Source organism: Bacillus sp. (in: firmicutes) (assembly GCA_012842745.1).
Lineage (GTDB): Bacteria > Bacillota > Bacilli > Bacillales > Bacillaceae_J > Schinkia.
This window is the reverse complement of the sequence record DUSF01000057.1, coordinates 18,009-34,029: the sequence shown is the minus strand read 5'-3', so window position 1 is coordinate 34,029 and position 16,021 is coordinate 18,009. Positions and strand designations below refer to the sequence as shown.

The 16,021-nt window shown below is 37.0% G+C and carries 15 protein-coding genes; all 15 read left to right on the top strand.

Annotated elements, in window-relative coordinates; all coding sequences use genetic code 11:
- The first annotated feature begins 87 nt into the window (after nucleotides 1-87).
- The 15 genes from GX497_17180 (at nucleotide 88) to GX497_17110 (ending at nucleotide 16,020) form a co-directional block, all read left to right on the top strand.
- Nucleotides 88-1,104: a hypothetical protein gene (locus tag GX497_17180; protein ID HHY74924.1), complete on the top strand. Its 1,017-nt coding sequence runs from the start codon at nucleotides 88-90 to the stop codon at nucleotides 1,102-1,104.
- A 52-nt stretch (nucleotides 1,105-1,156) separates the two neighbouring features.
- Nucleotides 1,157-1,354 carry a DUF951 domain-containing protein gene (locus tag GX497_17175; protein ID HHY74923.1) on the top strand — a complete coding sequence of 66 codons (198 nt, stop codon included), beginning with the start codon at nucleotides 1,157-1,159 and terminating at the stop codon, nucleotides 1,352-1,354.
- A 141-nt stretch (nucleotides 1,355-1,495) separates the two neighbouring features.
- Nucleotides 1,496-2,596 carry a redox-regulated ATPase YchF gene (gene ychF, locus GX497_17170; protein HHY74922.1) on the top strand — a complete coding sequence of 367 codons (1,101 nt, stop codon included), beginning with the start codon at nucleotides 1,496-1,498 and terminating at the stop codon, nucleotides 2,594-2,596.
- A 138-nt stretch (nucleotides 2,597-2,734) separates the two neighbouring features.
- Nucleotides 2,735-3,022: a 30S ribosomal protein S6 gene (locus GX497_17165; GenBank protein HHY74921.1), complete on the top strand. Its 288-nt coding sequence runs from the start codon at nucleotides 2,735-2,737 to the stop codon at nucleotides 3,020-3,022.
- Nucleotides 3,023-3,063: 41 nt separating this feature from the next.
- Nucleotides 3,064-3,618, top strand: coding sequence for a single-stranded DNA-binding protein (gene ssb / locus GX497_17160; GenBank protein HHY74920.1), 555 nt, complete (start codon nucleotides 3,064-3,066; stop codon nucleotides 3,616-3,618).
- 33 nt (nucleotides 3,619-3,651) lie between these two features.
- Nucleotides 3,652-3,891 carry a 30S ribosomal protein S18 gene (gene rpsR / locus GX497_17155; protein ID HHY74919.1) on the top strand — a complete coding sequence of 80 codons (240 nt, stop codon included), beginning with the start codon at nucleotides 3,652-3,654 and terminating at the stop codon, nucleotides 3,889-3,891.
- 85 nt (nucleotides 3,892-3,976) lie between these two features.
- Nucleotides 3,977-4,909, top strand: coding sequence for a YybS family protein (locus GX497_17150; protein HHY74918.1), 933 nt, complete (start codon nucleotides 3,977-3,979; stop codon nucleotides 4,907-4,909).
- A 15-nt stretch (nucleotides 4,910-4,924) separates the two neighbouring features.
- Entirely contained in the window at nucleotides 4,925-6,898 is a 1,974-nt protein-coding gene (locus GX497_17145) for a DHH family phosphoesterase (GenBank protein ID HHY74917.1), read from the top strand.
- On the top strand, nucleotides 6,895-7,344 hold the full coding sequence (gene rplI / locus GX497_17140; GenBank protein ID HHY74916.1) for a 50S ribosomal protein L9: 450 nt from the start codon (nucleotides 6,895-6,897) through the stop codon (nucleotides 7,342-7,344). The genes GX497_17145 and rplI overlap by 4 nt, the downstream gene beginning before the upstream one ends.
- An 83-nt stretch (nucleotides 7,345-7,427) precedes the next feature.
- On the top strand, nucleotides 7,428-8,786 hold the full coding sequence (gene dnaB, locus GX497_17135) for a replicative DNA helicase (GenBank protein HHY74915.1): 1,359 nt from the start codon (nucleotides 7,428-7,430) through the stop codon (nucleotides 8,784-8,786).
- Between the two features lie 163 nt (nucleotides 8,787-8,949).
- A complete protein-coding gene (locus tag GX497_17130; GenBank protein ID HHY74914.1) occupies nucleotides 8,950-10,242 on the top strand; it encodes an adenylosuccinate synthase in 1,293 nt (430 codons plus the stop codon).
- Between the two features lie 277 nt (nucleotides 10,243-10,519).
- On the top strand, nucleotides 10,520-11,977 hold the full coding sequence (locus GX497_17125; protein HHY74913.1) for a peptidoglycan DD-metalloendopeptidase family protein: 1,458 nt from the start codon (nucleotides 10,520-10,522) through the stop codon (nucleotides 11,975-11,977).
- Nucleotides 11,978-12,170: 193 nt separating this feature from the next.
- Complete coding sequence (locus GX497_17120; protein HHY74912.1) at nucleotides 12,171-12,875, top strand: response regulator transcription factor; 705 nt, start codon at nucleotides 12,171-12,173, stop codon at nucleotides 12,873-12,875.
- A gap of 5 nt (nucleotides 12,876-12,880) precedes the next feature.
- The gene (gene walK, locus GX497_17115; GenBank protein HHY74911.1) at nucleotides 12,881-14,704 is read left to right on the top strand and encodes a cell wall metabolism sensor histidine kinase WalK; all 1,824 of its coding nucleotides are present in this window, start codon (nucleotides 12,881-12,883) and stop codon (nucleotides 14,702-14,704) included.
- A complete protein-coding gene (locus tag GX497_17110; GenBank protein HHY74910.1) occupies nucleotides 14,701-16,020 on the top strand; it encodes a hypothetical protein in 1,320 nt (439 codons plus the stop codon). The genes walK and GX497_17110 overlap by 4 nt, the downstream gene beginning before the upstream one ends.
- The last annotated feature ends 1 nt before the right edge of the window (nucleotide 16,021 follow it).

The following is a 16,021-nucleotide window of genomic DNA, read 5'->3' as shown; positions in this document are numbered from 1 at the left end:
CTTTAATAGTAGTAACAGTATACGGAATTTATTTAAGTCCTATACATATGTTGGGAAATAAAAATTATTGAAAAGGAGACAACGACCATGTGGAATGCTGGCCTAAAATGGATGTTTCTAATTATGGGTACAATGATTGGAGCTGGTTATGCTTCAGGAAGAGAAATATGGCAATTTTTTGGTGACGAAAGTGGACTTGCTATTTTATTATTTACGGTATTATTTTCAATAAGTTGTTATTTCATTATGAAAATCAGCTTCGAAAAGAAAACCATTCATTATCGACCGGTATTAGAGGATTTGTTGGGGAAAAAGCTAGCTGGCCTTTATGATTTAATGATTATATTATATTTATTTTCAGTTACAGTTGTCATGTTGGCAGGCAGTGGAGCAGCATTAGAAGTATTTCATTTGCCATATTGGGCTGGAATTACCGTAACAATTGTTTTATTAGTATTATTATTTCTATGGGATATTCAAGGCATGGTGTCAATGAACGCCATAATTACGCCATTATTAGTAGTTGGTTTGTTAGCTGCCCTTTCTTTATTTATTGTTCAATATGGACAGCCATTCATTATAAGTTGGTCCGAACAAGATAATTGGCCTTCAGCTTTTACATTTACAGCCTTGAATATTTTGCCTGTAGTTGCTGTTTTGGCTGCGATTGGAAAGAAAATTAAACATGAAGGCGAAATTTGGATTGCAAGTATAGGAAGCAGTTTGATTTTAGGTGGAATCACCTATATATATAACGAAGTATTGACGCAAATAGCTTCAGACGTTATTGTTTATGAGATTCCCTTATTTGCTATTTTAAAAAATTATCCGTATCTTATGTTACTTTGTATGTCTTTTATATTATGGGGTGCGATTTATACAACAGCGGCATCTGGAGTGTTTGGATTAGTAACAAGGGTTAGACAAAAAACATCCTTGCCATTATGGGTTTTGGCGCTAATCATTTTAGTTGTAATGGTTCCGTTAACAACGTTTGGCTTTTCAACATTAATTGCCGTTCTTTATCCTCTATATGGTTTGCTGAATTTATATATGTTAGCTGCAATTTTGGTGTATCCTATTGCAAATCGCTACAAATGGTGATAAAAAATTGTTAAAATAAATAGTAATAATATTGTGTTCGGGGGGGAGAAGAGTGGTTGATAAAGAATTTGGGCTAAATGATATTGTCGAAATGAAGAAACAGCATCCATGTGGAACGAATCGTTGGAAAATTATTCGCCTCGGAATGGATATTCGCATTAAATGTGAAGGCTGCGACCATAGTGTATTAATACCCCGCAAAGAGTTCTCAAGAAAGCTAAAAAAGATTCTTGTTAAACATGAAGAGTAGTTTAGGAGAAATTAAGGTTGTCTGAGGGATTTGGGCAACCTTTTTGCGTTAATAAAATAAGGCGCTTGCGCTTTTCGGGAACTGTTTCTATAATTGTTAGGAATAGTTAGAACGATGATTTTCTAGAGGAGTGAATAAATAATGGGTTTAACAGCTGGAATCGTTGGTCTTCCGAATGTAGGGAAATCAACGCTTTTTAATGCGATTACACAGGCGGGGGCTGAGTCAGCAAATTATCCTTTCTGTACAATCGATCCGAATGTTGGGATTGTTGAAGTACCGGATGAGCGTTTGAATAAATTAACAACATTAGTAAAGCCGAAGAAAACAGTGCCAACGGCATTTGAATTTACGGATATCGCTGGAATTGTGAAAGGCGCAAGTAAAGGGGAAGGCTTAGGTAATAAATTTTTATCACATATTCGCCAAGTTGATGCGATTTGTCAAGTTGTGCGCTGCTTTGCTGATGATGAAATTACCCATGTTGCGGGCAAAGTTGATCCAATCGCCGATATTGAAACGATTAATTTAGAGTTAATATTAGCCGATCTTGAATCAGTGGACAAGCGCATCGACCGTGTCGGCAAGTTAGCGAAGCAAAAAGATAAGGATGCAGCAGCAGAACATGAGATTCTTGTTATGCTTAAAGAAGCATTTGAAGAGGGAAGAATGGCTCGTACAGTTGAGTTCACAGAAGAGCAAATGAAGATTGTCAAGCACCTTCACCTTTTAACAATAAAGCCAATGCTTTACGTTGCCAATGTTGGCGAGGATGAAGTGGCAGACACTTCAGGGAATGAGTATGTTCAAAAGGTTCGTGAATTTGCAGAAAAAGATAATGCCGAAGTTATCGTTATTTGTGCAAAGATTGAATCGGAAATTGCTGAGCTTGATGGTGAAGAGAAGCAAATGTTCCTTGAAGAACTAGGAATTAAAGAATCGGGCCTAGATCAGTTGATTAAAGCTGCTTATTCATTGCTTGGTTTAGCTACTTATTTTACTGCTGGTGAGCAAGAGGTAAGGGCATGGACATTTAAAAAAGGTATGAAAGCACCACAATGTGCGGGTATCATCCATACTGACTTTGAACGCGGCTTCATTCGTGCCGAAACAGTTTCTTATGATGATTTGCTTGCATGTGGTTCAATGGTTGCGGCACGTGAAGCGGGTAAAGTACGTCTTGAAGGAAAAGAATACATCGTCCAAGATGGGGATGTTATGCATTTTAGATTTAACGTATAAGCGGAGTAGGGCCTTGAATTTACTATTGCATAGGCATAGAAATCATGCTATAATCATGTATCGTGAGTAATTATGTGAATATTGCTCCTTGCTCCTTTTTAACAAAGGGGCCGTTTAGTCCAAGAGGAGGTGAAAGATATGCGTAAATATGAAATTATGTACATCATTCGTCCAAACGTTGAAGAAGAAACAAAGAAAGCTGTAATCGATCGTTTTAACGACATCTTAACGAACGAAGGTACTGAGATCGTTAAGTCAAATGACATGGGTAAGCGTCGTTTAGCTTACGAAATCAATGATTTCCGTGATGGTTATTACATGCTTTTAAACGTTATGGCGAAACCAGAAGCGATTAGTGAATTTGACCGCTTAGCGAAAATCAGCGAAGACATCATCCGTCACATCGCAGTACGTGAAGAAGAATAAGTAATAAATTTAGATTGAATTTTCATTAAGGAGTGTTTCTGATGCTGAACCGCGTGGTACTCGTTGGTAGATTAACGAAAGACCCAGAATTGCGCTTTACTCCAAATGGAGTAGCTGTTGCCCAATTTACACTCGCTGTGAATCGCACATTTAAAAATCAGCAAGGCGACCGTGAGGCAGATTTTATAAACTGCGTTGTTTGGCAACGTCAAGCTGAAAATGTCGCAAACTACTTAAAAAAAGGAAGTTTGGCAGGGGTGGATGGTCGTTTACAAACTCGTAATTATGAGGGACAAGACGGTCGTCGTGTTTATGTAACAGAGGTTGTAGCGGAAAGTGTGCAGTTTTTGGAGCCTAGAGGTGCTAACCAAGGAGGCGGTCAAGCAGATCCTTACGGATATGGTGGACAAGGTGGAGCTGGTGGTGGCAATTTTGGACCTAGACCAGGATATGGGGGACAAAGGCCATCTGATAACAGCGGATATCGTCCAAATCAGAATCAACGTCCAAATGATAATTTTACGACTGTCGATGACGACCCATTTAAAGATGATGGTTTACCAATTGACATATCAGACGATGATTTACCGTTTTAAATAGTAAAAATAAATAATAAGGAGGGACTTTAAATGGCAATAGGTGGAGGACGTAAAGGTCGCACAAAGCGTCGTAAAGTGTGTTATTTTACAGCGAACGGAATCACACACATCGACTATAAAGATGTTGAACTATTAAAACGTTTTGTTTCTGAGCGCGGTAAAATTTTACCTCGTCGTGTAACAGGAACATCTTCAAAATACCAACGTAAATTAACAACAGCTATTAAGCGCGCACGTCAAATGGCGTTGTTACCATATGTTAACGATTAATAATGAAAAGGCAGCAGGATTTACTGCTGTCTTTTTTGTATAAATACATAAAATGGACATAAAAAGAGTTGTATGAGGTGAACAGGTGAATTCAATTCGTTCAATAACTGAAGGAGCTATAGTAACAGCATTATATTTTGTCCTTCTACTAGCCATTTTGCTTTTACCAATAGTTGGGGTTCTATTTATTTTTCTTCTTCCACTTCCTTTTATCATTTATGTAACACGTCATACATTAAAAAAAGGCTTACTTTTATTAACGGTAGCCTTATCAATTTCATATATGATTGACTCGATAGCGGTGCTCCCAATTACTTTTATATTTGGAACGGCTGGCCTTGTAATGGGGGCTATGTACTCATTGAGAAAAAGTGCTTATGACGTCTTAATTAGCGGGAGTTTAAGCTTTCTATTAAATTTTGTACTTTTATATGTTATTACGAATGTTTTCTTTAACGTGAATTTTGTAGACAATCTAAAAAAAATGATGTACGAGTCGCTCAAAACCGCTGAAAAAATGGTAACAGCATTTGGGGAGTCAACTGACCAATTTGAATTAATGTATCAATCGCTAGAGATGGTCTCCTATGTCGTTCCAAGCGCATTGGCTATTACTAGCGTTGTATTAGCGTTCGTCACACAATTATTTGTAAATCAATTTTTGAAATGGTTTAAATATGACTTTAAACCATTTCCGCCGCTTAGAAAGTGGTCATTTCCAAAAAGCATCCTTTGGTACTATTTAATTGTTACGATTATTTTTATGATAGGGGTAGAAGAAGGCACTATATTTTTTACAATGATTGTGAATCTTATTATTGTGCTTGAGGTTATTATAGCGGTTCAAGGATTTTCTTTCATTTTCTTCTACTTTTTTAGAAAAGGAAAGTCAGCTGCATTTCCGATTGTCATTGTAATTGTCTGTTTGTTAATGCCTTTTCTACTTTATATAATCAGAATCTTAGGTATAATTGATTTAGGGTTTGATTTGCGAAAACGCATGAAAGACCCACAATGATATGGAGATGAAGATATGCCAAATTCTGTTAAAAAGCGATGGCGAAGCACTCCGTTTATCCTCTTCTTACTATTGTCAATAACGATGATAGCAATCATAGCCTTTTACCAGTGGGTCATTGGAATTGCTGCTTTTCTCATTATGGGCATCATTGTTTATAACTTGCTTAAGTATGAGCTTCGTTTATACGAGGAAATGGAAGACTATATTTCCACCTTATCCCACCGTGTGAAAAAGGTGGGTGAAGAAACTTTACTGGAGATGCCGATTGGAATTGTATTATTTAATGATGAGTACCAGATTGAATGGGCAAACCCTTATTTAGCCTCTGTGCTCAAAGAAGAAACTCTAGTCGGGCGTCATTTAAATATAGTTTTTGAAGGCATAATTGCTTTAATAAAAGGTGAAGATGAGATTGAGAAATTAATATTAAATGAGCGGATGTTTAGGATTCATATTATTCGTGAGGAAAAACTTCTATACTTCTTTGATATAACAGAACAGTCCGAAATTGAAAGATTGTATGAAGAAGAAAAAACTGTATTAGGAGTTATCTTTTTGGATAATTATGATGAAGTCACACAAGGAATGGATGACCAAACAAAAAGTACAATTAACAGCAAAGTGATCTCAATTTTAAATAATTGGGCGAACAAGTATGGTATTTTCCTGAAAAGGACCTCATCTGATCGCTTTATAGCTGTTTTTAATCAACAAATTTTGCAACAGCTTGAAAAAACAAAATTTGATATATTGGATGATGTTCGGGAACTAACATCAAAGCAAAATGTCCCGTTAACATTAAGTATTGGTATTGGGAGCGATTCTTCAGATTTACCTGAGCTTGGTTCTTTAGCGCAATCAAGTTTAGATTTAGCGCTTGGTAGAGGCGGGGATCAGGTTGCCATTAAAGACATTAGCGGCAGGGTGAAGTTTTACGGCGGTAAAACGAATCCAATGGAAAAACGAACAAGGGTAAGAGCAAGGGTTATTTCCCATGCACTGCGTGAATGGGTTTTAGCGAGTGATAAAGTTTTTATTATGGGTCATAAAGCTCCTGATATGGATGTAATTGGGGCGGCTATTGGTATTCTAAAGGTTACGGAAGCGAACAATAAAGAAGGCTATATCGTACTTAATGAAGAGGATATTGATTCTGGTATTCAGCGGTTAATGGATGAAATTAAATCGAAGAGTGAATTATGGAAAATATTTATTTCGCCTGAAGAGGCTTTAGAGATTGCTAGTGAACATTCTTTATTAGTTGTCGTCGATACGCATAAGCCATCAATGGTAATCGATCAGCGCCTATTGAATAAATTAGATAATGTTATTGTCATTGACCACCATCGCCGCGGCGAAGAATTTATCGAAAATCCAGTGATGGTTTATATGGAGCCGTATGCTTCGTCAACATCAGAGCTAGTTACGGAACTTTTAGAATATCAACCAAAAACATTAAAAATTGATATGTTAGAGTCTACTGCTCTTCTTGCGGGAATTATCGTTGATACGAAAAGCTTTACGTTAAGAACGGGTTCACGTACATTTGATGCTGCTTCTTACTTACGTTCGCAGGGGGCTGATACGGTATTAGTTCAAAAGTTTTTAAAAGAAGATTTAGAGCAATTTATTAACCGCTCTAAGCTTATTGAAAACACACAAATTTATAAAAAGGGCATTGCGATTGCAAAAGCAAATTCAAATCAAACGTTTGGACAGGTATTAATAGCACAGGCTGCTGATACATTGTTATCAATGAATAATGTGATTGCTTCATTTGTGATTTCCAAAAGGCAAGATGGTAAAATAAGCATTAGCGCCCGCTCTCTCGGTGATGTTAATGTCCAATTAATTATGGAGAGCCTAAATGGCGGTGGTCACCTAACAAATGCTGCTACCCAAATTGAGGGGAAATCAATCGATGAAGTTGAAATCATGCTAAAAGAAGCGATTGATGACTATTTAGAAGGGGGAAGGAAAGAATGAAAGTCATTTTTTTACAAGATGTAAAAGGAAAAGGAAAAAAAGGTGAAGTCAAAAATGTTGCGGATGGCTATGCCCATAATTTCCTCTTAAAGAATAATTTAGCCCTTGAAGCAACACCAGCAAATATGAAATCATTAGAAGCGCAGAAGAAAAAAGAAGCGCGGGAAGCGGCAGAAGAGCTAGAAGAGGCAAAAGTATTAAAAGGGAAGCTTGAAAAGCTTACAGTTGAGCTTTCTGCAAAATCAGGAGAAGGTGGACGTCTATTTGGCTCGATTACGTCAAAGCAAATTGCTGATGAGCTTAACAAAGCTCATGGTATTAAGGTTGATAAGCGGAAACTAGAACTAAATGATTCCATTCGTTCGCTAGGTGTTACAAATGTACCTGTAAAGCTTCATCATGAAGTAACTGCTACGTTAAAAGTTCATGTAAAAGAAGTGAAATAAATTTGCACTGAAATAGAGAGGCTGCTCCACAAATTGGTCAGCCTCTTTTCAAATGGAAGATCCGATGAGAGGAGTTAGTGTTTATGAGCGACCTTTTTGCTGACCGGACGCCTCCCCATAATCTTGAGGCAGAACAGGCTATAATAGGCGCTATATTTCTTGAGCCAGCAGCTTTATCAACGGCTTCAGAAATTTTAGTACCTGAAGATTTTTATCGTCCTGCCCATTCGCGAATATTTTCAGCGATGCTGGATGTATCTGAACAAGGCAAGCCTGTAGATATTGTCACCGTTACTTCAGAATTAGCCGATCGTAAGCTGCTCGAAGAAGTAGGTGGAGTTTCCTATTTAAGTGATTTAGCGGATGCCGTTCCGACAGCTGCTAACATCGAGTATTACGCACGAATGGTTGAGGAAAAATCAATTTTAAGACGATTAATCCGCACGGCAACAACGATTGTGACTGATGGTTACAACAGCGAGGATGATGTTGAAGCGTTATTAAATGATGCGGAGAAGTCGATATTAGAAGTAGCTAACCGGAAAAATACGAGCGGCTTTCGCAATATTAAGGATGTATTAATAGATGTTTATGACAATATAGAGGTACTTCATAATCGTAAAGGTGATATTACCGGGATCCCAACGGGATTTATTGATTTGGATCGGATGACAGCAGGATTTCAACGAAACGATTTAATTATTGTTGCAGCCCGGCCATCTGTTGGTAAAACAGCCTTTGCTTTAAATATTGCACAAAATGTTGCAACAAAAACGGATGAAAATGTTGCGATTTTTAGTTTGGAAATGGGCGCTGAGCAGCTTGTTATGCGGATGTTATGTGCGGAGGGAAATATTAATGCCCAAGCTTTAAGAACAGGGAAAATGACGGAAGAGGACTGGATGAAGTTGACAATGGCGATGGGGAGTTTATCAAATGCAGGCATTTATATTGATGATTCCCCGGGGATTCGAGTGAATGAAATTCGCTCTAAATGTCGCAGATTACAACAAGAACATGGACTTGGCATGATTTTAATTGATTACTTGCAATTAATTCAAGGCAGCGGGCGCTCTGGTGAAAACCGTCAACAGGAAGTCTCAGAAATTTCCCGATCCCTTAAAGCGTTAGCACGTGAATTAAATGTTCCAGTTATTGCTTTATCACAGCTTTCCCGTGGTGTTGAACAGCGCCAAGACAAGCGCCCGATGATGTCAGATATTCGGGAATCTGGAAGTATTGAGCAAGATGCCGATATTGTCGCTTTTTTATATCGTGATGATTATTATGATAAAGAATCCGAAAACAAAAATATTATCGAAATTATTATTGCCAAGCAGCGTAATGGCCCTGTTGGAACAGTTGAATTAGCCTTTATTAAGGAATTCAATAAATTTGTTAATTTAGAACGACATCGTGAAAGCATGCAACCTAGTGCCTAAGCATTAGGTTATTTTTTTACGAACAAAAGGCATCATCTCGATAAAATTGTTCGTGTTTAATTGACTTTAAAGTTTTATATTGATACACTTATTTTGGTAATTTAATTAACTTTATTTAGCAGACTATAAATTTACCGTTTTCAATTTCGGAGGTGTAGATACAATGTCTTCAGTAGTAGTAGTTGGAGCACAATGGGGCGATGAAGGTAAAGGGAAAATTACCGACTTCCTTTCACAAAATGCGGAGGTCGTTGCAAGGTATCAAGGTGGTAATAACGCTGGTCATACGATTGTTTTTGGCGGAAAAAAATATAAACTACATTTAATTCCATCTGGAATTTTTTATAGCGATAAAATTTGTGTTATTGGAAATGGCATGGTTATTGATCCGAAAGCATTAGTAACAGAATTACAATATTTGCATGGTGAAGGTGTAAGTACTGATAATTTAAGAATAAGTAACCGTGCCCATGTGATTCTGCCTTATCATCTTAAATTAGATGAGTTGGCAGAAGAAAGTAAAGGCGCTAATAAAATCGGAACAACAAAAAAGGGAATTGGCCCAGCTTATATGGATAAGGCTGCGCGGGTCGGTATTAGAATTGCCGATTTATTAGATCGTGATGAGTTTGAAAAAAAGCTTACACAAAATTTAGAAGAAAAAAATCGTGTTCTTGAAAAGCTATATGATTCAGAAGGCTTCAAGCTTGAAGATATTTTAGATGAGTATTACAACTATGGACAACAGTTTGCAAAATACGTTTGTGATACATCTGTTGTTTTAAACGATGCTATTGATGAAGGCAGACGTGTATTGTTTGAAGGTGCCCAAGGGGTTATGTTAGATATTGACCAAGGTACATATCCATTTGTTACATCATCCAATCCTGTTGCCGGTGGTGTTACGATTGGGTCTGGTGTAGGTCCTTCGAAAATAAATCATGTTGTAGGCGTATGTAAAGCCTATACAACCCGTGTTGGTGATGGTCCTTTCCCTACAGAATTGCATGATGAAATTGGACATCAAATCCGTGAAGTAGGCCGTGAGTACGGCACTACAACAGGTCGTCCACGCCGTGTTGGCTGGTTTGACAGCGTTGTTGTTCGCCACGCACGTCGTGTAAGTGGAATGACCGATTTATCATTAAATTCAATAGATGTTTTAACTGGTATCGAAACTTTAAAAATTTGTGTAGCCTACAAGTATAAAGGGGAAGTAATTGAGGAATTCCCAGCAAGCTTAAAGGTTTTATCAGAATGCGAAGCTGTTTATGAAGAAATGCCTGGTTGGACTGAAGATATTACAGGTGTAAAAAAATTAGATGAACTTCCTGCAAATGCGCGCCATTATGTAGAACGGGTGTCCCAATTAACAGGAATACCGCTGTCAATTTTCTCGGTTGGTCCAGATCGAAATCAAACAAATGTGATTCATAGTGTATATGGACCACGCTAGAAAATAATAAAAATAATGGGACTGTCTAAAATAGTGGTACTACCCATATATTATGAAGTAGAACTATATCTACTCAAAAATATGTAGGATGTACACTACATGTAGTGCAGTCCCTTTTTGTTTCGGGAAATTTCGACATGTTTAAGGATTTTTCTAGAGATTTTATTTAATTTATGGTAAAGTAGAAAAGGTGAAATATCGGCATGTTTCATTGAAAAAATTCTGAAAATTTTCCTTAAAGAAAGAAGGAGTAGGAAGAAACATAGGAGGAAGTTCCGTGGTTCAATTTTTACATAAGATAACTGCTAATATGATACGTCTTTTTCAGCCATCACATCCAAAAAAGTCAACAGTCCTTAAAAGGGCAATTATAACAACATCTGTTGTCGCCACTTTATCGCTTGGCTCTGTTTATGCAGCCGGTGATAAAGATAAAGATAAGAACACTGTCTACCATCTATATTATAAAGGTACGTTGCTTGGCACGGTTAGCGACAAGACAGTTATTGAGGAAATATTGGAGGACAAAGTTAAAACAGCAATGAAATCTTATCGGAATTATGAATCTTCGATGGTAAATCAAATTTCATATGTTCCAGAAAGAGTTTTTACTCCAATATTTGATAACAAGGAAGCTATTAAACAAGTAGATCAAGCATTCAATGTAATGGCAAATGCAGAGGCAATTACGGTTGACGGAAAGACGGTTGCATTCGTGTCCAACAAAGAAGAAGCTGATAAGGTAATAAAACAAATGGAGATGAAATATGTTCCAGAAGAAATTCTAACTCAGCTTGCGAATGGCGAAAAGGAAGTTAAATATAATGACTTCATCATTAAAGACGTTCGTTTAAAGGAGAAGGTTACATCTTCAGAAGGGAAAGTTTTTCCGGAAGATATTTTATCTGTAGAAGAAGCTGCTAAGTTGTTAGAAAGAGGTACCCTTCAGGAAAAGAAGCATATCGTTCAGGAGGGGGAAGTCTTAGGGCAAATCGCTAATGACTATGGTTTAACATTAAAGCAATTTCTTGGGTTGAATCCTGATATAGATGAGGATAAAATCATACATATCGGGGATGAATTAAATGTAACAGCACATGTACCATTAGTTACTGTCATCGTTGAAAAGGAAGCAATACGTAATGAAGTGATTCCTTTTGAAATTGAAGTGAGGGAAGATAGCACTGTTTTTAAAGGGACAACAAATGTAAAGCAAGAAGGAATGAATGGTGAAAAAGTTTCCAAATATTCTATCGTTCAAGAGAATGGTGCACTTACGAAAAAAGTTATTATTAATGAAGAAATAGTGAAAGAACCTACAAAGAAAATAGTCGTTAAAGGTACAAAAGTGATTCCTTCCCGTGGTACAGGGGACTTAGGTTGGCCAACAGTTGGCGGCTATATCTCAAGTCAAATGGGATATAGATGGGGCAGACAGCATAAAGGTATCGATATCGCACGTCCGAGCAATCGTAATATTTTAGCTGCAGATAATGGAAAAGTTGAATCTGCAGGCTGGGACGGCGGATATGGAAATAAAATTGTTATTAATCATAATAACGGTATGAAAACCGTTTATGGCCATTTAGAAAAAATCGAAGTAAAAGTCGGCCAAACCGTTTCTAAAGGTCAAAAAATCGGCGTCATGGGCTCTACTGGAAATTCAACAGGTGTTCACTTACATTTTGAAGTGTATGAAAATGGCGTATTAAAAAATCCACGAAAAGCATTATAGATTAGTAGAATAATAGGGAAAAAGGGGCTTCTCAGTGTATCGTCGCATTTGAGAAAGCCCCTTTTTAATCGTTGGATGTATCAGGATATTATTAACAATATATAACAATCTGTATACGTATAGATGCTTAAAAGCTGAAGACATGATAAAGTAAAGTAGGAAACTTCTGAACGAGTTTGAAGGAGTGAGTAGGATGAATAAACATATTTTAGTTGTTGATGATGAAATGCCAATTGCGGATATATTGCAATTTAATTTGGAGAAAGAGGGCTACAAAGTTACTTGTGCTTATGATGGCTTAGAAGCGCTACGCAAAGTTGAAGAAGCGAAGCCAGACCTTATTTTATTAGATATAATGTTGCCACATAAGGATGGAATGGAAGTCTGTCGTGAAATAAGAAAAAAATATGAAATGCCAATCATTATGTTAACGGCGAAGGATTCTGAAATCGATAAAGTTTTAGGTTTGGAGCTTGGGGCAGATGATTATGTTACAAAACCATTCAGTACAAGGGAATTAATTGCTCGTGTAAAAGCCAATTTACGAAGGCATCAGCAAGATGGTGAAAAGGGTAATGATGAAACGACGGAAATCGTCATAGGTGATCTTACGATTCATCCAGATGCCTATATTGTTTCGAAAAGAGGAGAGTCAATTGAAGTAACGCATCGTGAATTTGAACTTATCCATTATTTAGCGAAGCATATTGGTCAGGTGATGACCCGCGAGCATCTTTTGCAAACGGTTTGGGGTTATGATTATTTCGGCGATGTGCGTACAGTTGATGTAACCATAAGGCGGTTACGGGAAAAGATAGAAGATCTTCCTAGTCATCCAGCATGGATTGTGACACGGCGCGGTGTAGGTTATTATTTGAGAAATCCAGATCAGGAGTAGCAGAAATGAAAAAAGTCGGTTTCTTTAAATCGATCCATTTTAAATTTGTGTTAATTTATGTATTGTTAATTTTATTTGCAATCCAAGTTATCGGTGTTTATTTTGTCCGTGAGCTTGAGCAGCAGTTAGTTGCTAATTTTACCGAATCTGTTAATGAACGTATTAGACTATTAGTTTATAATATTGGTCAAGAAATGAAGGATAAACGAAATGGCAGAACATTGGAGATTGAAGATGAAATTAATTTGATTTTACAGGATTTTCTTTCCGATGATATTACAGAAGTTCAAGTTGCTGATAGTAGTTTTCGTGTCATTGGCATATCTAATCCATATGATCAAGGAATGATTGGTCGGAGGACGACAGAAGTTCGGATTAAAAAGGCGATTATCGGTGATGCTGAATCAGAAAATATTTTGCTTGACCCGAGGACAGGCAATCGAATGTTTGTCAGAGCAATTCCGATTAAGTCAAAGGAAGAAGTCATTGGTGGAATGTATGTTGTTGCCTCAATGGAAAAGGTTTATGAGCAAATGCGTGTCATTAATGGCATTTTAGCATCAGGAACGATTATTGCCTCGGCAATAACCGCGTTATTAGGGGTATTTGTTGCTCGAACCATCACAAGACCGATAGCGGATATGCGGAAGCAGGCTCTAGTTTTAGCTGAGGGGGACTTTTCAAGGGAAGTAAATGTATTTGGAGAAGATGAAATAGGACAGCTTGCGGAAACATTTAATGAGCTGACAAATAAACTTGAAATTGCCCAAGAAACAACAGAGGGAGAGAGGCGGAAGCTGAGCTCAGTCTTATCGCATATGTCTGATGGTGTCATTGCTACAGATCGGGATGGTTATATTATTTTAATGAATGAGCCAGCCGAAAGAATGTTAAATGTTTCACGTGAAACAGTCCATCATACATCGATTACAACACTCCTAAATATAGAGGCCTCAGCAATACTGGATAATTTAAATGAAAGTAAGGATTCTGTTTTATTGGACTTTAGTAAAAATAAAAATAAATACATTTTGCGGGCTAATTTCTCCGCTATTAAGGATGATCATGATGTATCTACGGGGATCATCACTGTTTTACAGGATGTTACGGAACAAGAGACCATTGAACAAGAGCGACGTGAATTTGTTGCAAATGTTTCCCATGAACTTCGCACGCCGCTAACAACGATGCGCAGCTACTTAGAAGCATTGGCTGACGGCGCTTGGCAAAATGAAGAAATAGCCCCGAGATTTATAGATGTTACTCAAATGGAAACAGAGCGAATGATTAGACTTGTTAACGACCTTCTGCAGCTTTCAAGGTTAGATAGCAGGGATTACCAACTTACAAAAGAAGCCATTAATTTTACAGGATTTTTCCAACAAATTATTGATCGCTTTGAAATGAGCAAAGATGAGGAATTTATTTTTGAAAGAGCTTTTTCTCACCGTGAACGAAATGTAACCATTGATAAAGATAAAATTACCCAAGTATTAGATAATATTATTTCCAATGCGTTAAAGTACTCGCCTGAAGGCGGTAAAGTGAGATTTGAATTATTGCAAAAAGGAAATATGCTCCTTGTCAGAGTTTCTGATGAAGGGGTAGGAATTCCTAAATCAGATTTACCAAAGGTTTTTGAACGTTTTCATCGCGTTGATAAAGCAAGGTCTCGGAAAATGGGTGGTACAGGATTAGGGTTGGCTATCGCTAAAGAAATTATTGAAATCCACGGCGGAGAAATTTGGGCGGACAGTGATGAAGGAAAAGGTACGACAATCGCTTTTACGCTTCCTCTTGATAAAGGGAGAGAGGAGGGGCTTTCATGAGAATGAATTTTGAAAAAGCAAAATCAATTGTTCTTCTTTTGCTCGTTATCTTAAGTTTAGTTTTGACTTATGGTATATGGACGTTTCAGCCCCAATATGATTTCAGGCATAAGACAAATTTATTGCATACAGTAAACATTGGTGAAAAGAGGCAATTTAATGAGGTCATTAAACCAATTCAATTTATTTACCATCATGGTGGCCTTCATTATCGGTTAACTGATTATTTGCTTACGAATGATGTTTATCAAATGGTTATGAATATAAGTGGATTAGAATATGAACAAATTACTTTCTCATCGAAGGAGCAACTAGAGTCGGCATTATTACAAAGTAGTAGTCTTGAATTAATATATCCTGTTAACCTTCCGATTAATATTGTGAATTATATTATGGGATCAATCAGACAAGAATGGGATCTTCCTTATTTTGATCGGATTGTTGTAAACCTTTCGAAAGAACCGGCTCTGTACTTTGTATCGAGTATTTCGGATCAAGCAGTCAAATTAAAAATTGAAAGCAACGAAATTAACAATCTTAGAGAAAAATTGGAACTAAATTATGATCAAAATTCACCTTATTTTACAATTAGGGGAAATCATGGGCAAATTTTATATTTACCAGAGAAACGAGTAGATTTAAGGGAATTAACTTTTTCAACAGAAGATATTTCTTCATCTGATTTTAAAAATGCGTTGTTTACTGACCTAAAAGGAGTAAAACAATATAATTTAAATAATGGTGAGGAATCGTTTACTGACGGTATAAGGGCATTGGAGATTTCAAAAAATCAAGAGATGATGAGATTTATTAATCCAGCCAATCAGGAAGTTTATGAATTGGAGCCTGGAGAGATGATTTTAAAATCAATTGAGTTTGTTAATGAACATTCTGGTTGGACAGATTCTTATTCGCTTATGGATTGGAGTAAAAACAATCATAGTGTTAACTTTCGTCTGATGGTAAATGGATATCCTGTTTTTAGTCAAAATGGAGCAGCGATCATTTATGAGTCATGGCGGGATAATGAAATTTACGAATATGTGCGTTCCTTAATTAATTTAAGATTTAACATTGCTAGTGAACAAAAAACAGTCGTTCTTCCATCAGGTAGAGAATTGTTAAGCTATTTAACGCAGGTTAAGCCTCATTTTACTTTAAGTTCATTAGAAGCTGCCTTTATTGGCTATGATCTAGCGGAAAAAAATATAAATACAGCTGTGGTAACTGTCCAACCAAAATGGTATATAAAATATGACGGGAAATGGGAAGATGTTGTGATTCCTTCTACGTCTAATGGGCAAGGAGGAAATTAGT